This window comes from Granulicatella sp. 20925_1_28, assembly GCF_041433575.1.
Classification (GTDB): domain Bacteria; phylum Bacillota; class Bacilli; order Lactobacillales; family Aerococcaceae; genus Granulicatella.
In genome coordinates this window covers 1-25,740 of the sequence record NZ_JAPWBS010000010.1, presented here as the reverse complement: position 1 = coordinate 25,740, position 25,740 = coordinate 1, and the positions used below count along the sequence as shown (strand labels likewise).

The 25,740-nt window shown below is 41.6% G+C and carries 23 protein-coding genes and 2 tRNA genes; 20 read left to right on the top strand and 5 right to left on the bottom strand.

Annotated features, from left to right (window positions below; all coding sequences use genetic code 11):
* The first annotated feature begins 32 nt into the window (after positions 1 to 32).
* The 16 genes from O3793_RS06030 (at position 33) to O3793_RS05955 (ending at position 16,099) form a co-directional block, all read left to right on the top strand.
* On the top strand, positions 33 to 650 hold the full coding sequence (locus tag O3793_RS06030; protein ID WP_285252267.1) for an ECF transporter S component: 618 nt from the start codon (positions 33 to 35) through the stop codon (positions 648 to 650).
* Between the two features lie 152 nt (positions 651 to 802).
* Positions 803 to 2,275 carry an SLC13 family permease gene (locus O3793_RS06025; RefSeq protein WP_371446278.1) on the top strand — a complete coding sequence of 491 codons (1,473 nt, stop codon included), beginning with the start codon at positions 803 to 805 and terminating at the stop codon, positions 2,273 to 2,275.
* Between the two features lie 16 nt (positions 2,276 to 2,291).
* Positions 2,292 to 2,558 carry a chorismate mutase gene (locus O3793_RS06020; RefSeq protein ID WP_371446277.1) on the top strand — a complete coding sequence of 89 codons (267 nt, stop codon included), beginning with the start codon at positions 2,292 to 2,294 and terminating at the stop codon, positions 2,556 to 2,558.
* Between the two features lie 160 nt (positions 2,559 to 2,718).
* Entirely contained in the window at positions 2,719 to 4,041 is a 1,323-nt protein-coding gene (locus tag O3793_RS06015; RefSeq protein ID WP_371446276.1) for an alpha-L-fucosidase, read from the top strand.
* A gap of 31 nt (positions 4,042 to 4,072) precedes the next feature.
* On the top strand, positions 4,073 to 6,763 hold the full coding sequence (locus tag O3793_RS06010; RefSeq protein ID WP_371446275.1) for a DEAD/DEAH box helicase family protein: 2,691 nt from the start codon (positions 4,073 to 4,075) through the stop codon (positions 6,761 to 6,763).
* A 117-nt stretch (positions 6,764 to 6,880) separates the two neighbouring features.
* A tRNA-Tyr gene (locus O3793_RS06005) sits at positions 6,881 to 6,964 on the top strand.
* Between the two features lies 1 nt (position 6,965).
* A tRNA-Gln gene (locus O3793_RS06000) sits at positions 6,966 to 7,037 on the top strand.
* 779 nt (positions 7,038 to 7,816) lie between these two features.
* The gene (locus tag O3793_RS05995) at positions 7,817 to 9,709 is read left to right on the top strand and encodes a transcription antiterminator (protein WP_371446274.1); all 1,893 of its coding nucleotides are present in this window, start codon (positions 7,817 to 7,819) and stop codon (positions 9,707 to 9,709) included.
* A 16-nt stretch (positions 9,710 to 9,725) separates the two neighbouring features.
* Positions 9,726 to 10,043: a PTS lactose/cellobiose transporter subunit IIA gene (locus tag O3793_RS05990; protein ID WP_285251674.1), complete on the top strand. Its 318-nt coding sequence runs from the start codon at positions 9,726 to 9,728 to the stop codon at positions 10,041 to 10,043.
* 21 nt (positions 10,044 to 10,064) lie between these two features.
* The gene (locus tag O3793_RS05985; protein ID WP_371446273.1) at positions 10,065 to 10,391 is read left to right on the top strand and encodes a PTS sugar transporter subunit IIB; all 327 of its coding nucleotides are present in this window, start codon (positions 10,065 to 10,067) and stop codon (positions 10,389 to 10,391) included.
* 12 nt (positions 10,392 to 10,403) lie between these two features.
* Positions 10,404 to 11,756, top strand: a complete 1,353-nt coding sequence (locus tag O3793_RS05980; RefSeq protein ID WP_371446272.1) for a PTS sugar transporter subunit IIC — start codon at positions 10,404 to 10,406, stop codon at positions 11,754 to 11,756.
* An 89-nt stretch (positions 11,757 to 11,845) separates the two neighbouring features.
* Positions 11,846 to 12,349 carry a GrdB-related putative oxidoreductase gene (locus tag O3793_RS05975; protein WP_371446271.1) on the top strand — a complete coding sequence of 168 codons (504 nt, stop codon included), beginning with the start codon at positions 11,846 to 11,848 and terminating at the stop codon, positions 12,347 to 12,349.
* A gap of 15 nt (positions 12,350 to 12,364) precedes the next feature.
* Positions 12,365 to 13,327 (top strand): N(4)-(beta-N-acetylglucosaminyl)-L-asparaginase, encoded by a 963-nt coding sequence (locus O3793_RS05970; RefSeq protein ID WP_371446270.1) that lies wholly within the window; start codon positions 12,365 to 12,367, stop codon positions 13,325 to 13,327.
* Complete coding sequence (locus O3793_RS05965) at positions 13,324 to 14,460, top strand: Sapep family Mn(2+)-dependent dipeptidase (protein WP_371446269.1); 1,137 nt, start codon at positions 13,324 to 13,326, stop codon at positions 14,458 to 14,460. Before O3793_RS05970 ends, O3793_RS05965 begins: the two co-directional genes overlap by 4 nt.
* Positions 14,457 to 15,206, top strand: a complete 750-nt coding sequence (locus tag O3793_RS05960; RefSeq protein WP_371446268.1) for a copper homeostasis protein CutC — start codon at positions 14,457 to 14,459, stop codon at positions 15,204 to 15,206. The genes O3793_RS05965 and O3793_RS05960 overlap by 4 nt, the downstream gene beginning before the upstream one ends.
* On the top strand, positions 15,203 to 16,099 hold the full coding sequence (locus tag O3793_RS05955) for a haloacid dehalogenase-like hydrolase (RefSeq protein ID WP_371446267.1): 897 nt from the start codon (positions 15,203 to 15,205) through the stop codon (positions 16,097 to 16,099). The genes O3793_RS05960 and O3793_RS05955 overlap by 4 nt, the downstream gene beginning before the upstream one ends.
* 215 nt (positions 16,100 to 16,314) lie before the next feature.
* On the opposite strand, the gene cbpA is transcribed toward O3793_RS05955, so the two are convergent.
* A complete protein-coding gene (gene cbpA / locus O3793_RS05950; protein ID WP_371446266.1) occupies positions 16,315 to 16,953 on the bottom strand; it encodes a cyclic di-AMP binding protein CbpA in 639 nt (212 codons plus the stop codon).
* A gap of 250 nt (positions 16,954 to 17,203) precedes the next feature.
* On the opposite strand from cbpA, the gene O3793_RS05945 reads away from it, so the two are divergent.
* The 3 genes from O3793_RS05945 to O3793_RS05935 all read left to right on the top strand — a co-directional run bounded on the left by O3793_RS05945 (position 17,204) and on the right by O3793_RS05935 (position 21,106).
* A complete protein-coding gene (locus O3793_RS05945; protein WP_371446265.1) occupies positions 17,204 to 18,577 on the top strand; it encodes a hemolysin family protein in 1,374 nt (457 codons plus the stop codon).
* A 420-nt stretch (positions 18,578 to 18,997) separates the two neighbouring features.
* Entirely contained in the window at positions 18,998 to 20,044 is a 1,047-nt protein-coding gene (locus O3793_RS05940) for a DUF2971 domain-containing protein (protein ID WP_371446264.1), read from the top strand.
* A 39-nt stretch (positions 20,045 to 20,083) separates the two neighbouring features.
* Positions 20,084 to 21,106 (top strand): hypothetical protein, encoded by a 1,023-nt coding sequence (locus O3793_RS05935; protein ID WP_371446263.1) that lies wholly within the window; start codon positions 20,084 to 20,086, stop codon positions 21,104 to 21,106.
* 117 nt (positions 21,107 to 21,223) lie between these two features.
* On the opposite strand, the gene O3793_RS05930 is transcribed toward O3793_RS05935, so the two are convergent.
* Both O3793_RS05930 and O3793_RS05925 read right to left on the bottom strand, forming a co-directional pair.
* The gene (locus tag O3793_RS05930) at positions 21,224 to 21,748 is read right to left on the bottom strand and encodes an ECF transporter S component (RefSeq protein WP_371446262.1); all 525 of its coding nucleotides are present in this window, start codon (positions 21,746 to 21,748) and stop codon (positions 21,224 to 21,226) included.
* A gap of 4 nt (positions 21,749 to 21,752) precedes the next feature.
* On the bottom strand, positions 21,753 to 22,151 hold the full coding sequence (locus O3793_RS05925) for a DUF4430 domain-containing protein (protein WP_371446261.1): 399 nt from the start codon (positions 22,149 to 22,151) through the stop codon (positions 21,753 to 21,755).
* Positions 22,152 to 22,302: 151 nt separating this feature from the next.
* Between O3793_RS05925 and O3793_RS05920 the strand changes: the two genes are divergently transcribed.
* Complete coding sequence (locus O3793_RS05920; RefSeq protein WP_048713722.1) at positions 22,303 to 23,103, top strand: formate/nitrite transporter family protein; 801 nt, start codon at positions 22,303 to 22,305, stop codon at positions 23,101 to 23,103.
* A gap of 220 nt (positions 23,104 to 23,323) precedes the next feature.
* Here the strand turns inward: O3793_RS05920 and O3793_RS05915 are convergent, their stop codons facing one another.
* Both O3793_RS05915 and O3793_RS05910 read right to left on the bottom strand, forming a co-directional pair.
* Positions 23,324 to 24,325, bottom strand: a complete 1,002-nt coding sequence (locus O3793_RS05915; RefSeq protein ID WP_371446260.1) for a hypothetical protein — start codon at positions 24,323 to 24,325, stop codon at positions 23,324 to 23,326.
* A gap of 440 nt (positions 24,326 to 24,765) precedes the next feature.
* A partial coding sequence (locus O3793_RS05910; protein ID WP_371446259.1) for a hypothetical protein occupies positions 24,766 to 25,740 on the bottom strand: 975 nt, incomplete at its 5' end.

Genomic DNA, 25,740 nt, shown 5'->3' with positions numbered 1-25,740 from the left:
AATTTCCTTCGCCCTATGAAGGAGGACGTACCATGAGTACAAATGTAAGAAAGTCGAACAGAACATCGGCTAAAAAAATTGTTCTAGTAGGAGTTTTTGGTGCGATTAGTACCGTGTTAATGCTGTTGTCATTCAACGTACCGTTTATCCCAACATTCGTGAAGCTCGACTTCTCGGATTTACCAGTGTTGCTGGGTGGATATCTTCTTGGACCATTGCACGGAAGCTTGATTGCGCTCATCAAAGTGTTGCTAAACTTCTTCTATAATGGGTCAATGACTTTTGGAATCGGAGAGACAGTGAACTTAATCGGTAGCTTAAGCTTTATGTTACCAGCAGTGCTTTACTATCAGCGCCGCCGTAATTTTAAATCAGCGGTGATTAGCTTAGTCATCGGTACGATTTCAGCGACAGTGGTGTTACTGCTAGCGAACTATTTCGTGATGTTCCCACTTTACGCAACAGCGATGAACTTCCCAATGGAAAAAATCGTGGCTGCAGCACATGCGTTAAACCCATTTGTAACAGACTTAGGGTCATTAATGGCATTTGCATTGCTTCCATTTAATATCGTAAAGTTTGGCCTAAATAGCGTACTTGCGATGTTAATGTACAAGCGTTTAGCACAAACCTTAAAATTAGAACATTAATCTAGAGTCGGGCTTCGTGCTCGGCTTTTTGTTTATAGGAAAATTTCTTCTATATAATAGTAGAAAACTGCTTAAAAATTTCCAGAAACTCTTTATTTCCAATAGCAATCTATGAAAAAATGAGGTAGGATAGATAAGAATGAGGTGAACCAATGAAAGGAAAAACATGGACTAAGTTGCAACTATTCATCGTTGCACTCAGCGCCGTTCTCATGGGAATGAGCGGTTATTTAACCATTACACAAGGAACATTCTTTGGACTAGCGGCACCGACCGTTTCCATTCTATCCATCTTCTTTAGCAGCCTTCTACTTTGGCTCTTTGTCGCAACAGACTGGCCGAGTGTTCTCTGCTATGTGATGTTAGGCATCGGGATGCTTCCAGGCGTCAACTACGGACAGATTTTTAATTTGTCGTTTGGGAATACAACCTTTGTCTTCCTATTATTTACATTCTTAATGACATATGCCCTCGAGCAAACGCCTGCACTTAGACGTTTCGTCGCACGTGCACTCGGCAGCTCCTTTGCAGGGAAGTCTCCATGGCATTTTATCGGGGCTTTTTATGCCAGCGTTCTTGCCATCAGCCTCTTTATTTCGCCGACGATTCTCTTTATGATCGTCTTCCCGATTTACGAGGAAATCATGGCCGTTCTCGGTTTGAAAAAAGGCGATAGACAGGCTTCGGTGCTCCTTATCGTACTTTTTGCAACAGTAGCAATCGGTACAGCGATGACACCAATCAACCACGTCTTCTCTGTGACGGCTATGGCGCTTTACAAGAATGCGACAGGGATCGCGATTTCCAACGCGCAATATATGATGATCGGAATTCCCGCCGGACTCGTGCTCTTTATTGCGATGTGGGCTGTTCTTAGAACCGTTTGGAGAGTGGATTTATCAAACGTGGAAATGAAACCACTCGAATCGCTTGAAGCACTTCCTGCCAAATCAAAGCGCGAAACTGCAACAGTGCTGATTTTCATGGGAGTCGTTTTATTATGGGTACTTCCAGAACTCGTAGGAGGATTCTTACCGGACGTTGCGGCCTTCCTAAAAACAGCAGGGATGGCATTCCCACCGATGATTGGAGTTATCCTGATGGCGATTCTGTCATTTGATAGGAAACCACTCTTATCGATTCAAGAAGGGCTACAAAAGGGCGTGTACTGGCCAAGTATGTTCTTGGTAGGAGCGACTCTAAGCATGGGAACTCTTGTCACAAAACCGGAATTAGGAGTCATCGGACTTCTTGAAAGTTCACTCGTACCTGTATTTGCGACACTATCTCCAATTCTTGTCGTAATCATCTTCGTCCTTTGGGCAGGATTACAAACGAATGTCTCTTCAAACTTAGTAACCGTATCGGTCGTCACAACCGTATTAACGACTGTCTATGCGACAGGCTCTGTGGATGTACAAGCTGGGACCATTGCCTGCTTGATTGGATTCATGGCGAGCCTTGCCTTCATGACACCACCAAGCATGCCGTATGTAGCGATTTCGGTCGGTTCTGGTTGGACGAATGCAAAAGATGCCTTCGTATACGGAGGAGGCCTATTCTTACTCAGTGCCGCTAGTGCGATTATTGTAGGCTACCCATTAGGCGTCTTCTTTGGAATTTAAATGAGGAGGAAATCTCTTGTTAGAAAAACAACGTGCAGAAATTGATGCCATCGACCGCGAGATTGTAGCGCTCTTTGAACGCCGCATGCAAGTCGTTGTTGATGTCGCTCGTATTAAAAAAGAAAATGGCATTGCGATTTTAGATGCGAATCGCGAAAAAGAAGTGATTACCAAGGTGCAGTCGTACTTGAAAGATGCCACTTTAAAAGAAGAGTTGGCAGAAGTGTACGAGACTTTGATGAAAGTCTCAAAGGACTATCAGAAAAAAAGAATGAATCATTAATAGAACAAATCTCTTAGAAGGTAATCCTATCTAAGAGATTTTTTGTATTGTTATGATATTAAAAGGCAATCCTGTTCTTTCAAGAAAAAGGTGTAATTGAAAAGAGAAGAGTGCTAGAATAACATTAGTTGAATGTATTGATGTAAAGGAGTGGAGGGAAATGGAGAATTCTTTAGAAATCATTTTACAAAGGACCAAATGGTTTAGACAAGCTCGATTTGGGATGTTTATTCATTTTGGCCTTTATGCGATTCCTGGAAGGGGAGAATGGATTCGCAGTAATGAAAAAATGACAATTGAAGACTATCAACCTTATTTTGACGCATTTAATCCAAGTGAATTCGATGCCAAAGTATGGGCAAAGGCTGCTAAAGAAGCGGGAATGAAGTATGTCGTATTGACGGCTAAACATCACGACGGATTTTGTTTATTTGATTCCGAGTATACAGATTATAAAATTACCAATACACCCTTCGGAAGGGATTTGGTTCGGGAATTTGTAGAGGCAGTAAGAGCAGAAGGGCTTCGAGTCGGACTATATTTTAGTCTGTTGGACTGGTATCATCCAGATTATCCGAAGTACTCAGATCGACATCATCCTATGAGAGGAAATATCGCTTATAAGGATGAACAAATCGATTTTGAGCGTTACTTGGACTTCATGCACCACCAAGTGGAAGAAATTGTAACAAAGTATGGGAAACTCGATATTCTCTGGTTTGATTTTTCCTATGGAGAAATGTTTGGCGAGAAATGGAAGGCAAGTGACTTAATAGAACTTGTAAGAAAACATCAACCTGATGTGGTTGTTGACAACCGCTTAGAGACTTCTGGAGAGGGCTTCGGAAGTATTGCAAGTGAAGAGATTCAACTCTATTCCGGAGACTTTGTTAGTCCTGAACAAATTTTACCCCATGAAGGGATTCGGAATTATAAGGGAGAGTTATTACCTTGGGAATTGTGTCTAACGATGAATAATCACTGGGCGTATAATCCTTCTGACAAACAGTTTAAAAGTTCTAAAGTTCTTATTCGAAAATTGGTCGAATGTGTTAGTAAGGGCGGAAATATGATTTTAAATGTGGGACCAAATGCAAAGGGAAGCTTTCCTCAAGAGAGTATCGATATTTTGCGTGAAATAGGATGCTGGATGAAGAGCAATGGAGAATCTATCTACGAAGGAGAATTAGTGAATCTGCCAAAACCGGAATGGGGTTATTATACAAAGAATGGAAAAATTTTGTATGCTCATGTGTTTGAACAACCTATTGGTCCGATTGCGTTAACAGGGATCGATAAAGAGCAGATTGAACGAATGAGTTTTGTCCATGATGGTAGCGAAGTAAGAATTTCTAACAGTTGGACTACTTTAGCTTTTCAAGACATTTGTTTTGCACAATATGGAGAAATTGGGGCTTACACCTATCCATTGCCAGATGAGGTGGACAGTGTTATCAAAATCGAATTAAAAGAAGAAATCTGATGGTATAATGAATGAGCAAAGGAGGGGTTACATGTTCGAACACTTATCTTTTAAAGGCGAGTGGAGAGCGTATCAAAAGCGCATTTTAGAAAAGAGCGATTCGATTATGGCGGATGGCCATATTCATTTGGTGGCGGCTCCAGGTTCTGGGAAAACGACGCTAGGAATTGAATTTATCCGTCGTAATAGTAAGCCGGCGCTTATTTTAGTGCCGACTGTAACCATTCGTCAGCAGTGGGTGGACCGTATTCGTGAAGCGTTTTTGGATGATGCGAGTCTAGCCGATGAAATGATTTCGCAAAATCTGAAGCAACCAAAGACAATCACCGTTGCGACATATCAAGCGTTGCACAGTGCCATCCATCGTCTGGAAGGCGACGCGGAAGCCGAGGATACGGACGATGTGGTCGAAAACGAGCACTTTGATTTTAAAGACGTGGATATTATTGCACTCTTCAAGAATGCGTCTCTAGGAACATTATGCCTCGATGAGTGTCATCACTTGCGAAATGAGTGGTGGAAGAGTCTAGAAACCTTCCGTAAATCCTTTGCGGATATAAATGTGATTTCGCTAACGGCAACACCGCCATATGAAGGAGAACCTGCACTTTGGGAGCGTTATGTAGCCATGTGTGGGGAAATTGATGAAGAAATTACCGTCCCAGAACTTGTCAAAGAGGGAAGTTTGTGTCCGCACCAGGACTATGTGTATTTCTCTTTCCCAACGAAGGAAGAAGAGAAACAACTCGATCAGTTTTCTACGCAGAAGAGAGCGTTCTTGAAAAATCTATCCTCTGATTCGATGTTTTGCGAGGCGGTGAGAACTAGCCGTGCGCTCGATGGAACCATCTCGGAAGATGAACTCTTAAATGAGCCGAAGTATCTCTCGGCAACACTGATTTTCCTACGACATAAAGGAATCGAGTTCCCGAAACATTTCCAACAATTACTGGGGGCAAGCCTCCTTCCGACGTTTGACTTGGCGTGGTTTGAAATCCTCTTACAAGGAATGTTATTCGACGTGCCGCATTGGTATGATTTATCTGAAGAAGACTGTAAAGAATTGAAGCATGAGTTGAAATCGCTCGGATTGATTGACCGTAAACAAGTGCAGCTGCTTCGCAATAAACAACTCGACCAGCTATTAAATCAATCGCTTGGAAAATTAAACGCCGTCCGAGAAATCTTTAAGGCTGAATATGAAACCTTAGGCAACGACTTGAGACAGTTGATTCTAACCGACTTCATTCGAAAAGATTTTGAGGTGCACTTAGGAAATCCAGAAGTCCAATATAGCCAACTGGGTGTATTGCCTTACTTTGAAGTCCTACGTAGAGAGCTTGTGGAGCACCAATTAGACGTTCCTGCGGCTGTTTTAACGGGAAGTCTCGTAATTATTCCAATAACCGTAAAACCGCGTCTAGAGGCTATTTTTGGACCGGATAAGATTACCTTCCAACAAGTGGGACAGCTCGATGAGAAGGACTATGTGAAGGTGCGTCTAGTAGGTTCGCAACATGACTTAGTCAGCGCCGTGACGCAGCTCTTCCAAGAAGGACAAATTCATGTCGTAATTGGGACAAAATCTCTCCTCGGAGAAGGATGGGATGCGCCATGCGTGAACTCATTGATTCTCGCTAGCTTTGTCGGAAGTTTCATGCTCAGCAATCAGATGCGAGGGCGCGCGATTCGTATTTGGCCGGAAAATCCCGATAAAACAAGTAGCGTTTGGCATCTTGTGTCCATTAATCTTGCGGAGAAAAAACTCTTCAAGAAGAAAGAAGACGAAGAGGTTGCTGTCGGAATCGATAGTCCGGATATAGAATTATTACAACGCCGCATGAAGCAGTTCTTAGGACTACACTATAATGAAAATACAATTGAATCAGGCGTGGATCGACTAGACCTTGGAACGATCAAGTTTACGAAGAAGGATTTAACAAAGCTCAACCAAGAAACTATCGAGCGCTCGCGTAACCGCGAAGAATTGAGGGAGCGCTGGAATGAATCCCTTCCGCTTTTAGAAGACATGGAAGTTTCTAATGAGGTGGCAGTGGACAAGACATTCTTGCCAACTGTTCTGCTAACAGATGCACGGAAAATTTTAACCTATGCGCAAGCAATCGCACTGACGGAACTAATCATCTATATCATCCTCGATTTAGCGAACGGACCGTCCCAACTCTTATATCCAGTGTTCATCCTGTCGCTTATCGTGTTAAATATCATCTGGTTGAGATATTTCCTATACAAGAGTCCGTATAAACGCCTCGAACTCTTTGCCGAAGCCGTCCGAAAAGCCTTGCTGGCATCGGGGCACTTGCAGACACAAAACTGCAAGGCCAGAGTCGTTCGTGGGGATAAGAATTCGATTCACACCGCCACTTATCTAAAGGGTGGAACCTTGCGCGAAAAAGAAATTTTTGCACAGGCGCTATCGGAATTCTTCGCTCCAATCGAGAACCAGCGCTATATTCTAAGAGCTACGACTTGGGTCAATGACCAAACGAAGTATTTCGCCGTTCCAAGTATGTTCGATAAACGTAAAGAAGACGTCATCGTCTTTGTCGCTAATATCGAAAAATACATCGGCTTATATGAAATCATCTACACTCGTAACGTAGAAGGCCGTCATATTCTCCTAGATGCTCGTCTGAACGCATTAGGAAATAAACAAGAGCGTACCTTCTCGAAGAAGAAAGTGACATCTAAATTAAAATAAACGCTTAAAGAATCTAGCCAGGAAACCGACTAGATTCTTTATTTTTTTGCGGTAAAATCCTTGCATTCTATTTCAAACTATTGTAAGATATCTGAGTACGAAATTTTAATATTTGCTGGAGGGGTAGCGAAGTGGCTAAACGCGGCGGACTGTAAATCCGCTCCTTCGGGTTCGGCAGTTCGAATCTGCCCCCCTCCACCATTGGGGTATAGCCAAGCGGTAAGGCAACGGACTTTGACTCCGTCATTCGTTGGTTCGAATCCAGCTACCCCAGTCCTACAGGCACCGATTCCGGTGCCTTTTTTGTTGCCCATTTTTCTGCACAACCTAAATTTTCCCCACCTTGTCCTTCCCACCGCCAGAAACCATTCGTAATTTTCTTGTTGACTGAATGTTGATAGAGCAGTTGAAAAAGATGTCTCGAAAGAGTTGAAAAGTTCCATAGTAGCAGTAATAGGGAATAGCATTCAAAGTGAATTACGACCTCTTGAAGATTGATTTTCTAGAGGTCGTTTGAATCTTGAAAGAGCTTGAGACTTCAGCTCAAGCAGGTGCCCTATTACCGCACTTTACCTGTCCATCCCACCGCCAGAAACCATTCGTAATTTTCTTATTCACTCAATTTGTGATGTGTGCTAAAGGGAAATTTATAGAAAGCGGTAATTATATGGAGTCTCAGAAGAACTCCTAATGGATTTCATCATAATAACAATAAGGTAATCGCAAGCAATGTGAATTACTGAGGGTTAGCGATTTATCACTTACCCTCAGTTTGAAGCTTGCTACCCTTGAGACGAAGGCTCGAGGGGGTGCCGTTATTGTTATAATGATGAAAATAATCCATAGGAGTTCTAAGAGACTCCATTATTTTTTAACACACTTATTATTATTATTTTCCTTTAGCACACCAATCCTCCAAATTCTGTCAAAAAGTAAGAAAAATTACGAAATGTTTCAAAAAGGGACTAAAAATTTCCTAACAATAGGAAAAGATTTTAGGTATAATGGAATCAAAGAATCTGATATAGTCAAATTGAGGTGGAGGGATTTTTAATGAAACAACGACACCAACAACTATTGCACTTACTTGCACGCCACGAATGGATTAAAGGACGCGAATTAGCTTCCTGCCTCGGCGTCAGCGCAAGAACAGTGCGTTCCGATATCGAACAAATCAATCGAGAAATGCCGCATATTATCGAAGCGGATCGCCAAAAAGGATATCGTCTCGTGGCCTTCCAACAAAATCGATATGTGGATCCAGAAAGTTTACTACGAACCCCGCAAGATAGCGCAGAAAGAAGCGCAAACTTATTGAAGCAACTCTTGTTCAATGGGGAGGGTGTTTCCATCGAAGGTTTTTGCGAACAATGTTTTGTAAGCGCTAAAACGTTTGATATAGACCGCATTCGTGTCCAAAAACAGCTGGAAGAATACGAGTGGTTGCTCCTTGTTACAAGAAACGGTTCTCTAGTTTTAGAAGGGCCAGAAGCCAGCAAGCGAAAATTGTATAGAGAACTACTGAAAAAAGAATTAAACGAAGACTTCTTGAATAGTTCAGAGCTCATGAATGTGTACCCTGAGTTGGATATGGAGCAATTAGAGGCGATTATTTGGGCGAAATTAAAAGAATATCGCTATTCGATTCGCAAAACGCTCATGCCGTTTCTATTGTTACATTTAGGACTGGTGTTGCAACGAGTAAGACTAGGACAAACGGTACAAGAGAGTGTTGTAGAAAAAGTTGATCTAGAAGTCGAAGCTACGATTGTTCGGTCGATTTTTAAAGAAATTCTAGGCGATAAAGAGATTCCGGAAGGAGAAATTCTTTCCTATGCAAAACTCTTAAAGGCGTATCATAATTCAAATGCCTTTCAATCAGAAGTTCATTTCAAAGGAAAAACCATTCGATTAGAAGAACTAACGAACGCTATTGATGAGCGACTCTTTCAGTGGATGGGCATCTCGTTTGTGGATCAAAAGGAATTCAAGGTGCGATTCCAATTGCACTTACAAGGATTACTCGAACGAGTACAGATGAACTTAAGCCTACCTAATCATTATGTGCAAACCTTTAAACGACAATATCCGCTGGTGTTTGATACGGCAGTTTCCGTGAGTCAGTATTTGATGAGCGAGCTGCAATGCCAAATTACCGAAGAGGAAATTGGATTTTTGGCACTGCATATTGGTGCAGCATATATGCAAGGAGCGACAAACGCGAAACTACGCGCGGTCCTTATCGCGAATACGCAATATCCGTTGATTGCTGGAAGTGTGGAGCGATTGAAGGAGCAGTTCCAACATCGCTTGGATTTTGTAGCCGAAGAAGCGACGTTCACTATAGGTGTGACGGAGTTTTACGAGGCCGATTTACTCATCACTTTTGAGCAGATGGAACCATCCGTTGCGATTCCAGTCGTTCGATTAGGACTGTTTTTCAATACGCAAGATGAGATTCAGCTGATTCGAGTGATGAATACGTTAGAAACGCAGAAGATGAGTGAAACGATTCGCACGCAAATTGGACAGTTGATGGATGCAGATTTCTTCTATGCGGACGTGGAGGCTACTAGCCGAGAAGAAATCTTAATGCAAATGGGCTCACGCTTAGAAGTAGCAGGAATCGTGAATGAGGACTTTCTACCATCGGTCTTGAAACGCGAAAGCCTCTCTTCGACGGACTTCGATTATTCGATTGCGATTCCGCATCCGTTGCATCCATCTAGCAAGCGCTCGATGATTTCAATTGCGGTATTAAGAGAGCCGATTCAGTGGAATCATTTCCCAGTGAAACTCGTCATCTTACTCGCGTTGAAGGAAGAGGATATGGAATTCATGCAACTCTTCTTACGATGGCTCGGGAAGCAACTGGACTCCCCGGACAAAATGATGTGTTTATTAGAAGCAAAAAATGTAGAGTCGTTTATTCAGGCGATTCGATAAGGAAGGAGGAAATCGTATGGAAGGCATTGAGCTAGTGTGTTTTAAGATGATTAGCGCACTAGGTGCAGCAAAATCCAGTTTTATGGAGGCGGTGCAAGAAGCGCGTTTAGGACATTTCGAAGAAGCGCGTCGATGCATTGAAGAAGGGGATAAATATCATGCAGAAGGGCATGAAGCACACTTCGGGTTATTGCAACAAGAAACATCCGGTGAGCCAGTGCAATTATCGCTCTTACTCGTGCATGCGGAAGACCAATTGATGAATGCGGAATTTCTTAAAATCACAGCAGAAGAAATTATCGCCCTTTATGAACGGATTGAAAGTATTAAATAGAAACGGAAGGAGGAAAAGAAAATGAAAAGAATTTATCTATTTTGTAGTGCGGGGATGTCAACCAGTCTAGTGGCCAGCAGAATGCAAGACGTGGCAGATAAGCATAATTTGCCGCTAGAAATTAAAGCGTTTCCAGATCGCAATATCGATGCGATTTACGAGCAATACCATCCAGACGTAATCTTGTTAGGACCTCAAGTGAAATTCAAATTCAATGCGGTTCACGAAAAATATGATCCACTTGGAGTTCCTGTCGATGTCATCAATCTTGAAGACTACGGAAATGCAGATGGCGAACGTATCTTGAAACGTGCCATTCAATTATTAAAATCTAAAAAAGAACAATAGGAGGTTAGTACAATGTTTGCAGGTTTAGAAAGCACGATGGGCCGCGTGGCAGAACGTCTCAGCACGAATAAGGTGCTGATTGCGATTCGTGACGGGTTCTTAGTCGGTACACCATTAATTATCGTAGCGTCCATTTTCCTTGTTATTGCGAACTTCCCAGTGCCAGGGTATAGCGATTTTATGGCGCAATTCTTCGGCAAGGGTTGGGAAAACTCAATGGATGCCGTGATTGACTCTACATTTAGTATTTTAGCGGTTTTAGGAGCCGTTGGTATTGGGTATTCATATGCTAAACAATTAGAAAGTGATGCCATTGCAGGGGGAGTATTATCACTTGTCTGCTACCTTATCATGACTCCAAAAGTGCACCCAAAATTTGTGAATGAAGCAGGTAAAGCGTTTAGTGGATTTGCATTCTCAAACCTTGGTTCTGCAGGGGTGTTCCTAGCGATGATTACTGCGATTGTGTCAGTGAAAATCTTCGTAACGATTCAGAAAAAAGGATGGGTTATCAAATTGCCTGATGCAGTGCCACCAGCAGTTTACCATTCATTTGCAGCTTTAATTCCTAGTGCGTTTGCGATGTTCTTTGCATTTGCAATCTATCTCATCTTCTCATTAACAGAATTCCAATACGCACAAACATTTATTTATAAAGTATTACAAGCTCCATTGATGGGATTCGGTCAAAGCGTCTTCTTCGAACCATTGTATCAATTCCTATCAACACTCTTCTGGTTCTTCGGTATTAACGGGCCAGCTGTAACAAATACAGTCTTCAACCCAATCCACTTAATTTTAACAAACGAAAACTTGGAAGCGTTTAAAGCTGGACAACCATTACCAAACATCTTCACTGGACCTTTCGGAGACTTCTTCGGTAACTTCGGTGGTGGAGGTAGTACATTATCTCTTGTATTCTTAATGGTCTTCCTTGCTAAATCAGAACGAATGAAGAAACTCGGTCGATTAGCTTTAATCCCTGGTATTTTCGGTATCAATGAAATGGTTACATTCGGTTTACCAGTAGTATTAAACCCAATTATCGTGATTCCATTCTTATTAACACCACTTGTAAATATTACTTTAGCAACTCTTGCAACAATGTGGGGAATTATCCCTTATACAACAGGGGCTTCACTTCCATGGACAACGCCATTCTTCTTCTCAGGATGGTTGTCAACAGGTAGTATCGTAGCCGGATTCTTCCAAATCTTCTTGATTCTTTTAGGCTGCTTAATCTACTTCCCATTCTTCAAAGCATTGGATAACCAATACTTGAAAGAAGAAGCAGGCTCTAGCATGTTAACAGGTGATGAATTAGACGATGTTGACTTAAACGACTTATCATTTGATGATTTATAAAATTACAAAAGCATAAGTCACAAGATTTCATATCATTGGGTGGCATGCGAAAACGGATGCCACCTTTTTACATAGAAAGGGGTGAACAGATGAGAACACTATTATTATTCGACCAAGTTCAAGCAGGATACGGCGGAAAGGAACGTGGCGATACAGAATTAGGCCTTGAAAAAGGTGGGGTTGGTTCTTATTTAATGTTCAAAGACGACTTCGAAAAAGCAGGACTTACAGCGCTTGCGACGATTTATTGTGGACCAGATTATTTCCAAGCGCATAAAGAAGAAGTGATTCATAAAATCAAAAATCTGATTTTAAAAACGAAAGCAGAAGTGCTGTTTGCAGGGCCATGTTTTAACTACGGAACCTATGCGCAAATGGCGGCAGAAATTGCGTTAGCCATTCAAGATCAAACCGACTGCAAGCCTTATGTGATTTGTTCGAAAGAGAATGAAGAAACCATCGCAGCTTATAAAGATAAAGTCGTCATGCTAGAAATGCCGAAAAAAGGCGGCGTGGGCTTACGCGAAGCATTAGGCGGAGCCGTTGCCATTATTAGCGGAACAAAAGACGAAAGTGAACAACGATTTCAGTAAAAGAGGTGACAGAGAATGTGGGGTATGATTGCGACATGGAGAATGGCGCTCGAAGGAATCCAGAAGGTGACCCCGAATTTAGAAGCGGGCGGGACGGCAGGAGATGCTATTGAAGGCGCGATTAAAGAAGTGGAGGACTTCCCTTACTTTAAATCTGTTGGATATGGCGGACTTCCAAACGAAGAGATGGAAGTGGAGTTAGATGCCGCTTATTTAGATGGATCAACGTTTGATTTCGGTGCGGTCTGTGCCTTAAAACAGTTCGCCAATCCAATCTCGGTGGCGCGGGCCTTGAGTGCTTATAAAGTGAATAATGTGCTTGTCGGAGATGGAGCAGTAGCTTTTGCGAAGGCTCATCATTTCGAAGAAAAAGACATGCTGACGGACCGTGCGAAGATTCATTTCCATAATCGATTGAAAGATATTGAACGCAAACAACTCACGCCGTATGCTGGACACGATACGGTTGGTATGGTGGGATTGGACGCATCTGGAGATATGGTCGCAGGGACCTCAACGAGCGGACTCTTTATGAAGAAGCCGGGTCGTGTAGGAGATTCTCCTTTTATCGGATCTGGATTATATGTCGATAGCACGATTGGTGGCGCGACGGCGACGGGTCTTGGGGAAGACTTGATGAAAGGCGTGATTTCGTATGAAATCGTCCGTCTCATGAAAGAAGGCCTTTCTCCGCAAAAGGCGTGTGAAAAAGCCGTGAGCGACCTTGCAGAACGATTGAAGAGAACGCGTGGCGAAGCAGGAGATATTTCTGTAGTGGCCATGAATGCCAAAGGAGACTTTGGGGCAGCTTCCAATATCGAGAACTTCTCATTTGTTGTTGCCACAAGTACACTAGCGCCAACGGTATTCCGTGTGCATCCACAAAGTGATGGCACGATGCGACATGAATTAGCGACAAAAGAATGGCTTGAAGCGTATTTAGAAGAGCGCATGAAGCCGTTGGAGGTCAAAGAATGAATCAAGAAGAATGGATTGCAGAGTTGAAAGGCATTCAACCTGCACTCTTTGAAGGGCTGCGACGAATGGTCGCCATTCCAAGTATTCGAGGCGAAGCAGAAGATGGTGCTCCATTTGGCAAGGGGCCTAGACAGGCGCTTGATGAAGTGCTTGCGATTGCGAGTGAACTTGGATTTCAAACAAAGAATATCGATAACAAGATTGGATACGCACAGTACGGAGAAGACCGACCAGATGGCGCGTACTATGGCATCTTCGGGCACGTGGATGTGATGCCGCTTGGAGAAGGATGGATTTCTCCAGCGTTAGACCTTACCGTTCGTGACGGAAGACTCTACGGACGCGGCACATTGGATAACAAAGGGCCTATTCTATCGAACCTATATGCGTTATATGTGTTGAAGGAAAAGGGTGTGACCTTTGATAGACCGGTGCGGATTGTCTTTGGGACGAATGAGGAGACAGGATTTGGATGCGTGAAGCACTATTTAACGAAAGAAATTCCTCCGACATTCGGGTGGACGCCAGACTGTAAATGGCCAGTTGTCTACGGCGAACGCGGTCGTCTCAGAGTACGATTGTCTGTATCCTCGGATAAAGTGTCCGGATTGTATACATTTGCCAACGAAAAACTGCTCCATACAAACCATCGCGGGGAAGAATTGGGCATCGCCTATGAAGATAGTGACTTCGGGATGATGCAACTGAGAGGAGAAACGTTTGGAGTGGAAGACGGTCGTCATTATGTCGAATGGACGATGTGCTACCCAGCGAGTTGCACAAAAGACGAGTTGATTGAGAAAATCAATGCGCATGTACCAGAAGGTGGCGTGCTAGACGTGATTTCTCATTGGGACCCAGTGCTTTATGACAAGGATTCCGCCTATGTGCAAGCCTTGCAACAGGTGTACACGGATATCACGCAGAGCGATAGCGTTCCAGTGACGACAACGGGTGGAACCTATGCCAAAATTATTCCAAATATTATCGCGTATGGGCCAAGTTTCCCAGGGCAAAGAGATATTGCGCATTTGCCAAACGAATGGATTGGGATTAAAGACTTAGAAACAGACACGATTATTTACGGATTAGCGCTACTCGCATTGTCGCGCATGAAAGAAGGGACGTTATGACAGTAGAAGTATGTGCTGGAAGCATCGCAGACTGCCAGATTGCAGAGCGTGCTGGTGCTGACCGCATTGAATTGAATAGCGCGCTTTTCTTAGGAGGATTAACCCCAAGCATCGGAAACTTGCAAAAAGTGCTCGATTCTGGAGTGAACCTTCCGATTGTGTGCATGGTTCGTCCTCGTGGCGCAGGCTTTTGTTACACGAAGGAAGAATTCGAGAGCATGCTCATCGATGCAAAACTTTTATTAGAAGCGGGTGCGAAAGGATTAGCGTTTGGATTTCTATTAGAAGACCGGACGATTGACTGGAACCGTACGAAGCAGATGATTGAGTTGTGTCAGAAATATCATGCCGAGAGTGTGTTCCATAAGGCGTTTGACCTTGTGCCGGATGTGAATAGTGCTATCGAGGGCTTAATCAAACTTGGATGCACGCGCATTTTAACAGGGGGACAACAGGCGCACATTGAAAAAGGAATTCCGCTCTTAAAAGACTTGCAAGCTCGCTACGGAAGTCAGATTGAACTGCTTTGTGGCGGCGGTGTTACCAAAGAAAATGTACAACACTTAATGCAGGAGACGGGGATTTCGCAAATCCATGGAACGTTTAAGACGTGGAAGACGGATCCGACGACTGCAGGCGAGGGGCTCAGCTATGCCTATCATGAAAATGGAGATTACGAACAGACGGATGAAGCGTTGTTGAAAGAAGTAGTGGCGCTTGTTCGTGGACAGGAGGAAACGAAATGAGTAAACGATTGTTAAATTGTGTGGCCAGTGATTTCAGAAAAATGACAGGAAAAGAATTGAAAAAGGCGATTGAAGCTGCAGAAGGAAGAACGGTGTGCTGTGAAACGGTATGCTCACGTCCAACGATGCTGAATGAATTATCGAACGCAGAAATCGCAAAGGCGTTCGGTGGAGACATGGTGCTCTTGAACGGGTTTGACTGTATTGATCCACTGATTTATGGTGCTGAAGAAAGTGAAAATCCAGTCCAACGCGCCAAAGAACTGAGTGGATTGCCAATCGGGGCGAACTTGGAGCCAGTGGATATGAATGCAGAAATGCTAGAAACACGTATCGAAATCTCACCAGGGCGTCAATGTACGGTAGAAACAGTGAAACGTGCGGAAGAACTTGGCCTTGACTTTATCTGCTTAACGGGAAATCCAGGGACAGGGGTAACGAATGAAACGATTGAAGCGTCTCTTTCCATGGTGAAACAACATTATTCAGGGCTTGTAATTGCTGGAAAGATGCACGGGGCAGGCTCGAAGGAACCTGTGATGAACGTGGACATCGCGAAACGTTTCATTAAAGCAGGGGCCGATGTGATTCTTGTTCCAGCGGTTGGAACGGTGCCAGGGTTTACAGACGTAGAACTGGTGGAAATTGTGAAAGTGGCGCATGCCAACGATGCACTCGTGCTTTCTGCAATCGGAACAAGCCAAGAAGGTTCTTCAAGAGAAGTCATCGAACAAATTGCTATCCGTAATAAAGTTGCCGGTGTGGATATTCAACATATCGGGGACGCAGGATACGGCGGTTTAGCGACAGTGGAAAATATTTACGCATTGTCAGTTGCGATTCGAGGAATTCGTCATACAGTAGCTCGTATGGCACGCTCAGCGGTTCGATAAGAAGGAAAAAAAGAACAGCACACTAGCTTAAGGCTGGTGTGCTGGTTTTTTGTGTTCTGGCGTTCTGCCTGTGAAGTTGAGTTCGGTCTCGTATCCTAGTAGTTGAGTTCGCAAAAGCAGAGACTCAAGCCTTTCTTGCTTTGTCCGCACGACTTTACAAGTCGCTTACGGCAAAGCTCGAACCGTCATCGTCTCTGAGCGCTTTTGCTCACATCCTAGTTGTTTTGTAAATCTTCCACTTCCGCGACTGAGTAGTCTTTCTTTTCGAGGTTGTCGATGATTTGTTGTAGGGTGTCTTTTGTTACGCCTGCTGGCAATGTCACCAAGATACGACGTAAGCTTTTATCTTTCTCAGTATCGATGGTCATTACGTTCGCGATAGAAGCATACTTGTTAATGACTTTAGAGATATTCGCAAGTGCGCCTTTTTCACCGCCAGAGATGATGGTTAATACGTAAGAACCGTTTTTCACGTTCCATGATTCTTGAAGCATGCCAAGTAAGCTGCTGTGTGTCAAGATTCCGTAGAAACGTTGTTGTTTATCTAATACGGCAATGTAAGGTAATTCTTTAATCGTGAAGAACACTTTGAAGAAAGAGCTATCCACGCTGATGAATTTAGTCGAGTTTTTAATTAAATGAGTAACTGGAAGACTCATATCTCCACCGTTTGCTTTGTGGCGATAGATATGCATTTTATAAATATTTCCTCTAAAGAACGTTTCCGTTTCATCTAATACAGGAACACAGCGGTACCCTGATTCTTCTAAAATCTTAATCGCTTCTTCTAACGTGCATGATTCTTTAACGACCGTTAGACTCTTTTTTGGAACTACAAGAGATTTTAATAACATACTCATTCCTCCTTGAGATTGGTTTCACTACAATAGTACCACTTTTTAGGCAAATTGTAACTAGAAAAGTTAGGAAACGATGAGAAAATGGAAAGAATCTATCTGAAAAATGCATTAGAAAGGGTTTTAAACATTAAAGAACCATTACAAAACAGTACTAAATCTTGATTTTTCAAAAAAAACTGATATGATATCTCTATACCATTCATAGAATAGGTAAAATCTATAGTTAAAAGGGGTTAACAAAATTATGACAGCTGATTCAGATGGGAGTTCGCTGGGAGTCCAGATCTTAATCATTGTATTATTAACTGCATTAAATGCATTTTTTGCCGCAGCGGAGATTGCGTTCGTGTCTATCAACCAAGGGAAAATGGCACAAAGAGCGCAAGAAGGAGATAAAAAAGCAATTAAAGTAATGCGCTTGTTAGAGAATTCAGATGAATTTCTCGCAACAATTCAAGTAGCGATTACGTTTGCAGGATTCTTCTCGAGTGCGTCTGCCGCAACAAGTTTCTCTTCACGAATCCAACCATTATTAGGAAACATTCCTGGAGCCGAAACATTTGCATTAATTATTGTGACGGTCGTTCTATCATACCTCACTTTAGTTTTTGGGGAATTATATCCAAAACAAGTGGCGTTACAAGTGGCAGAACCGATTGCATTAAATACTGCAGGAATTATTTTGTTTGTCAAAAAGATCTCAAAACCATTCGTTTGGATTTTGACGTTCTCAACAGGATTATTAAAACGAATGACACCAATTGAATTTACTAAGGTGGAAGAAAAATTAACACGAAGCGAGATGAAGTCTCTACTTGCCAATAGCCGTAACGACGGAGCGATTGATATTTCCGAGTTTGCGATGATGCAAGGGGTACTTTCTCTAGATACGAAGCTTGCTCGTGAAGTGATGGTTCCTCGTACGGATACGTTGATGCTTGATGTCGACGATGAGTTAGCGGAGAACTTAGAGATTATCTTGAATTGCTCCTATTCACGTCTTCCTCTTTACGAAGAAGATAAAGATACGGTTATCGGGGTCGTTCACGTGAAAGATGTCTTCCGTGCTGCAAGAGAGCAAGGATTTGACAATATTGACTTACGTGCCTTAGCGCATGAGCCAGTATTCGTTCCATCAACGATTTTCGTGGATGATTTATTAGTAGAATTTAGAAAAACTCGTCAACACTTAGCGGTATTAAAAGATGAATACGGCGGGGTTGAAGGGATTGTTACATTAGAAGACTTGATTGAAGAAATCGTCGGAGATATCGAAGACGAATACGACGAAGAAGAAAAAGAAGTCGTAGAAATCGACGAAAACAATTCGGTGATTGATGCCGGAATGTCGCTCGACCGATTCAATCAAATTTATCAAACGTCATTAGAGTCTGATGAAGTGGACACAATGGCGGGTGCAATTATCGAGAAGCTTGGCTACTTCCCAGATGATGATGAGGTAGTGAAAGTGAGATTCGAAGGGTATCTGTTACAACCGACAGAAACCGAGAATGATCGTATTCGTAAGATCCATGTCATAAAACTTTCTGAGGAAGAACTCGAGCAGATTCGTGCTGAAGAAGGCGAAACAGACGAAACCTATGAAGATAATGACTAATCAAAGGAGGGGGCAACCCCTCCTTTTTTTGTGTGCTGAAAGTGCTAAAAATAATAAAAGTAGACTTGCGTCTATCTTTCAGATTCCTCGGATGTCTTCATAATAGTCATAATGGGGCACCGGATTGAGCCAAGGTCTCCAATCATACCAAGCTTCAAACTGCCTCTAGGAAATGAATTTCCAGAGTCAGTAATTCACATTGGTTGCACTTCCCCAATACGACTATTATGGAATCCGGGAATCTTCCAGATAGACTATTTTTTTGAGTATACAAAGAAGAAGGGAGCCGCCTTTGTATGTTTATAAAAATGAGTCTTCTTTTCGTAAAGGGAAAGGTGCTTGGAACTTTGGGGAGTTTTGTGCATGGTTTATGAGGATGTTTAAACCGATAGAAAGAAATGATATACTTTCAGTGAGGAGGTGGGGTTGTTGAAAATCATTTTAAAAGAGGACATTGAGCTGTATCGTTATTTGATTGCTAAGGCGACATTTTTACAAACGCATAAAGAGTACCGATTGGTGGAATCCTTCTTAGATAGTAATTGTTTTTTAGTAGCCAACCGCAAAACAAGAGAGAAAGTGTTTGTGTCGCTGTTTAAACAACCGACGAAAGAATCGATTGACCTAGAGTGTAAAAAGGTTGTATATATTCAAAATGCGAATACGAAGATTCCGGAAGGGTTTGACGTAGAAAAGGCGGATAAAGAGTTCAATGACCAACTCGCCAAGAATATTCGACTGGGTTTTTTAGCACCAGATCAGTTAGTCGAGCAGTTTCAAGGGGTCTTTAAAGAAGACGTTGAGACGTATTTTAATAAGGCAGAAGCAGCAATTCGAGAAGAGCGGCAAGTTTTTGTGAAGTACTATGCCAAGGAAACCATTGATGAGAATCCGTATCAGGTGGTGGAAGGGAATGTGTCCTTTAGCCATCCGAAGCATTTCAATGACCCGTTTGACTGTAATTGCTACTACGCGGATGGTCATTCGATGATGGATTTCTTCCGAGTATTTTGCTTTACGCACGCTGCAGATAATATTTTAATGTGGTCTTATTACGCCAATAGTCACGCGGGTTATGCGCTTGAGTATTCATATGCGAGTCTTTTGGATAAAATCCATTCCTTGAAGGTAGACGGACTCTGTGTATACGGCCCGGTGGAATATATTGATAAACGTCCGAACACGAGAAGCAATAGCAATCAATTCTCGTATTCGAATCTGAATTTCTATATTAAGGCGACCTTTGCAAAATTCAAAGAGTGGCAACACGAGAGAGAATACCGTATCGTGTGCATTTTGGATGAAAACACAGAAGACGCCCGAGAAGTTCTGGGAGATTGGGTGGTCATTCCACAAGTGGATGTCGTGCAAGGCTACGCTGGATGTAACAATGCAAAAATCAAAGTAAAGGCGCAGTACCCCGTCCGAAAATTAGAAAAAGATATATTGAATTATCAACTAAAATAAGTAGTCGTCATTTGAAAATTATCAAAAAGGAGTATGACAATGAAAAAAACAAAAAAATTATTAGGGATGCTTCTAGCGTTAATGTGTGTAGTTGTTTTTGCTGCATGTGGAAACCTTGGAGCAGAAGAAGTCGCACAGTATGATTTAACATCCCAGGGAATAAAGGTACTGTCTAATAAAGGGAACGTCTATTATATTGGTAGAGGCGTTCAAATGGAGAATTACGATAAATTTACCGAATCTCTAACGAAATATATTGAAAATGTGAAACAAGTAGTATCTTCAGAAGTTTGGATTGATAATAATAACGATTTGTATATCGGAGAAGGTGGCGAACCGAAAAAAATCGGTAGCAATATCGTTATGGCATCCGGAACTCAAATGGGACTCTTAGCAGTTGATAAGGATGGTTACTTGTATGCTTATGGGATAAAACCATATAATGGATTCGACAAAGATTTCAAAGAATTAACGAAAATTGAAGATGTTAAAGATGTCGTCAAAGTATCATCGATGGGAGATTCAGCTTGGAGATTCTTTACGTTAACGAAGGACGGAACTGTTTATTTTAAGCAGTATGACGGGGAATTTACAAAGATAATGGATAATGTGAAAGATATTCAAGGTAGCTATTTTATTGATAAACAGGATGTTGTATATCTTTGGAATACTAAGGGTATCGTTAAGATGGCTCCAAAGCTACAAATCAATTTGCAAAAAGATATAGCAAATACCGTGCTTCTTGAGAATAATACGATCTCGTATTATGCAGGGATCGGAGTAAAGTTTGATAAGGATGATTCGAAGATAGAGCAGCTCTATAATCATTATCCTAAAGATATCAAACAGGTGCTGTTCGTTAATTATCCAGGAGACTCGAAAGAAGACAGGGTTATCAATCTAAAATTAGTATATGTAAATACAAAAAATGAAATTGTTCTGTACGGAGTGCACAATGTTTATGACGCAGAAGGGACAGTGGATGTCAATACAAAAGTGTCAAGGAGTTTAGACGACGTGTCTAAGATTTGGGAATTTATTCGAAATCCGGAAAAGAATTAATAAGCGTTCCTTATGATCCCTACTATGAAGATATCCGTAAAGATTTTAAATCATCATTTATAAAGAAAAAAACAGACTTAAAACCAACCTTTTACAAGGGAGATTTTAAGTCTGTTTTTATTTTTGTAGCATTTTGAATGGATTTAGTTTCTCGAACAGTGGAATCAATAAGATCCAGAATACGACATTTCCGATGGCGTGGTACGTATCGAATAGAACGCCGTTTAAGTAGTAAATCCAGAAGTTCAGACCGGGCATGCAGTATACCCAGAAAATCGAGATAATAAAGCCATATAAGTAGCCCATAAGTCCTGCAAAGATTGGAAAAAGAATCCAAGCTAGGCGCGGGAATTGTTTTCTTTTTCTCCACAACGGACGAAGAAGCAATGCACAAGTGCAGACGAGGGCAAAACTAATCATCTGATAGAGCGTCCACGGCCCCATTCCTACTAAAAGGTTGGAAATCAACATGGAGATGCTCCCAATAGCAACACCGTACAAAAGGCCAAGCTCTAGCGTAATCCAAATGACCACAACGGTAATCGGTTGAACATTTGGAAGTGAGAGAAGTCCAAGTCTTCCAATCACGCAAAAGGCTGATAGTAGGGCGATAAGGGTGATTTTTTTAGTTGAATTGACCATCGGACTATTGAAGTTTATTGAGTTTCCAGTCGATGACGTCGCCTGCTTTTAGGATGACTTCTTTTGCACCGACAGGGCTCATCGTACCGTTCACGTCGAATAACCAGTATTTGTTTTCGGCTGGGACTTGTTCCACACCGTTAATAGAAGAGATAAAGCCGTCTTTCTCAACGATTTTTAGTTGTGCTTTCATCACGTCTAGAAGATTATCGCCTTCTTTGAAGGTAAGGGTGAACGGGCTACCTTCAATGGCTTGTCCGTCTTTTGTGATGTTGAGTGTCGCTGTTGTCGATTGCGCTGCAGTTGTTGCAGTGGTTGTTTCCGTAGTCGTTGTTGTCGTTGGGGCTTGTCCACACGCTGTTAAGAAGAGTGCAGTCGCCAAAATTCCAATAATTTTTTTCATGAGAATCTCCTTTAGGCTATTTTAATCAGCCCTCATTCTAACAATCTTCATAAAACTTGTAAAGGACTTTTTGCCAAAAACAATAGAAAAGACTTTGCATTTGTGATAAAAATGGTATACTAAAGTGTAATTAATTTTTAGGAGGAATGTTATGGAACACACGAGTGAGTTCAATACAAAACTTGAAAAAGCATGTCAAAAAAAGGAGGCACTTTTTGACGAGAGTAAAATGCGTTATGCACTACGTTCAATGTTTGCAGGTGCATTTTTAACGATGAGTACAGCTGCAGGAGCTCATGCAGCACAAATTATAGCTGGATTAAACCCTGCGCTAAGTAGATTTACTTTTGCATTTATCTTCACTTGGGGATTAGTTTATGTTGTATTTTTAAATGGAGAGTTAGCTACTTCAAATATGATGTTCTTAACAGCGGGAGCTTATCAAAAGCATATTAAATGGTCTAAAGCAATTGCTATTTTATTCTATTGTACGCTATTTAATTTAGTTGGGGCCATGTTTATAGGAGCGTTATTCGCAAATAGTTCAGCATTTAACGGAATCAATGCAAATGAATTCATAGCAAAAGTTGCTGAATTGAAATTGTCTCGTTCAAACGAACTAATTTTATTAGAAGGTATTTTAGCAAATGTCTTTGTTAACGTAGCAATTCTTTCGTTTATTTTAATCAAGAGTGAAGAAGCTAAATTATGGATTGTTATTTCTGCAATTTTTATGTTCGTTTACCTAGTAAATGAACACGTAGTGGCGAATTTTGCATCGTTCTCTATCGTGAAATTCTCACCCGTTGGAAACTCAATCGATGCCTTGAATTGGCTAAATATTATTCGTCATTGGTCAGTATCATTTGTTGGGAACTGGATTGGTGGAGGAATCTTAATCGGGTTAGCTTATGCATTCTTAAACCGTACAAAAACTTCATATGTTGATTAATCAAAAATGAATATTGTAAAGGAAAAGAACCGCCATAGAGAAAATGGCGGTTCTTTTTTGGGTGTATTTATCTTTTTAGGTTGGATGTCTCACATCCGGAGTTGAACTCGAAAAGGCAGAAACGACGTCCACTTCGACAAATATCCGCACAACTGCAAGCAGTCCCTTGCGTTATTTGTCTCCAGTGATTCGTTTCTAAGCGCCTTTTCTCGTATCCTTGTTAGAACGGTCTCTTGCTTTTGTTTTCGAAGCCTAATAGGATGTCTGGGAATTCTTGGCTTACTGCATAGAAGAATGGTTGTAGTAAGTCATCTGTTTCGTCCCCAACGTTCTTAATGAGTAGAGAAGTTTTCTTTCTACGGTATGATTTGTCGTTCGTTAGAAGGATTAATTGAGAAGTACGGCTAACCGTCATTCCGTAAGATTTTTGAGTGTAAATGTAGTGGTAAATTCGCTCAGCTTTTGTTAAGTCGTATACTTGGAAATTCTTGTATGTCGCAAGTAGGTGGTGTTTGTATAAAACGATTCCTAATTGATTATCAACATAAGTAGCATCTTCTAATACAGAATCCATAGAGTAGTTTAATTCTGGATAAGCACTGTATAATTCGTTATACGCTTTGTCTTCCCCTTTACGTGTTGCAAAAGCACTGTAGAAGAATACAAGAGCAATAATTCCAGCAATACCAGCAACGATATACGCGAATTGACGGTCTTTGTCAAATTCGTAAACAGATACGTAATATTCTGTTTCTGCTAGTTTTGAAATGTTTTCGTTCTCGCTAATGGTTGCTTTAAATTCAGAAGTGTAGTTACGGACAGCACCGTCTGCACCTGATTTACGCATTTTAGCTGCTACGATGACAGGGTTTGCTACAAGATCATCGGTTGATTTTAATTTTTCAATTAATTTATCGCCCTCTTTAACTTCGAGACTTGCATATCCAAAGTCATCGTTATCTGTTTTAGTGAACTCGATTAAGTATAATTTTGTACCTCCATCGATAGTAGCGATAGGATTTTCTGCGTAGCCTGTAATTTTAACAGCAGTAACAGCTTCGTCTTTCATTGGGACTTCACCGAAGATGTTCCCTTTATTGTATAAATTGTCGGCTGTTTGGTAGAACTGGAAGAATCCTAGCGCTCCAAGAGCAACGATGATGGAAAGAACTCCAGCGATAATGAGGCCGACAAAGCCTTTAGTATTGCGTTTTTCAATCATGATTATTCTCCTTTAATATGGGTTGTATGATAGATATAATATACCACAAACAATTTTGAACTGCAAAATAAATTTTTCACTTTAATGGAGAGAATTTATTGGATTTGCGTATAAAAAACCGACCCGCATTGCGAGTCGGTTTGGTGGTTTTAGCTTCTGTCTTTCTGCCTAGTCGAGCTCGGGCTCACATCCTTGTGAAGTCGAGCTCGCCATCGCAGAAATGGCGTGCGTTTCCCGAAACGTCCGCAGAACGTTTCACGTTCCTTCCGGCGTTCCGGTCCAACGTTCCATTTCTGAGCGCGATGTCTCACATCCTGTAGTTGAACTCGAAAAGGCAGAAACGACGTCCACTTCCCAGAATAGCCGCACGACTGCAAGCAGTCCTTTGCGTTATTCTGGTCCAGTGATTCGTTTCTAAGCGCCTTTTCTCGCATCCTTAATTAGAATGGTCTATTATTTTCATATCCTACTGCTACGTTAGGGAATTCTTGGGCCACAGTTTGGAAGAATGGTTGTAAGAAGTCATCGGTTTCTTCCCCAATATTATGAATGGCAATCTTCGTTTTCTTACCACGGTATGATTTGTCATCTGATAAGAAGATAAGGAATGAATCAATGTTTGTTGTCACTCCATATTTCTTGTGTGTTACTTGATAGTGGTAAACGCGATTTGCTTTTGTGATGTCGTATACTTCTAATCCGCTCCAAGTAGTGAAGAAGTGGTTCTTGTAGATGTATACAAACATTTCATCGTCGACATAAGTTGCATGTGTTTTTAATAAATCCAAGTTGTCACGTAATTCTGGGTAAGCAGCGTAAATTTCATCGTAAGCCGCACTAACTTTTCTACGTTTCCAGAAGGCTAAACCAACAAATACAAGACCTGCGAGTGTAAGACCAGCAGCGATGATTAATTGAGTTTTTTGAGTAGATGATTTGTCAGAAATAGATAAGTAGTCTCTATATTCAATCTCTTGTTCAATTAAATTATAGCTTTTGAAACCATTGAGCATAAGATCATCGTAGTTTTTAATAGCTCCTTTGTTTCTAGAAGAGTCCACAAGGGTAACGGCCATTATCTCAGGGTTATCTGGTAAAGTACTATTCTTTGCAACTAATTTTTGAGCAGTCTCTTTATCGAGTTCAAGACCTACATAAGCGTATTTTTTTTGGCCATTTGACTCTTTACCTTCATCTTCATACTCAATAATGTATACGTATGAACTTCCTTTATCCACTGTAATTACAGGGTTAGCTGTAATTTGTGTAATTTTGACAGCCAGTTGTTCGCCATCCTTTGCAGAATAGTGAGTAAAGAATTTATTGTCCTTTACCAATGTATCAACGTCTACTTTCTTGAGAGCGAAGAAAGCAAGGACAGCAGCTGCAATTAATAAAATTACTCCGAAATAAAA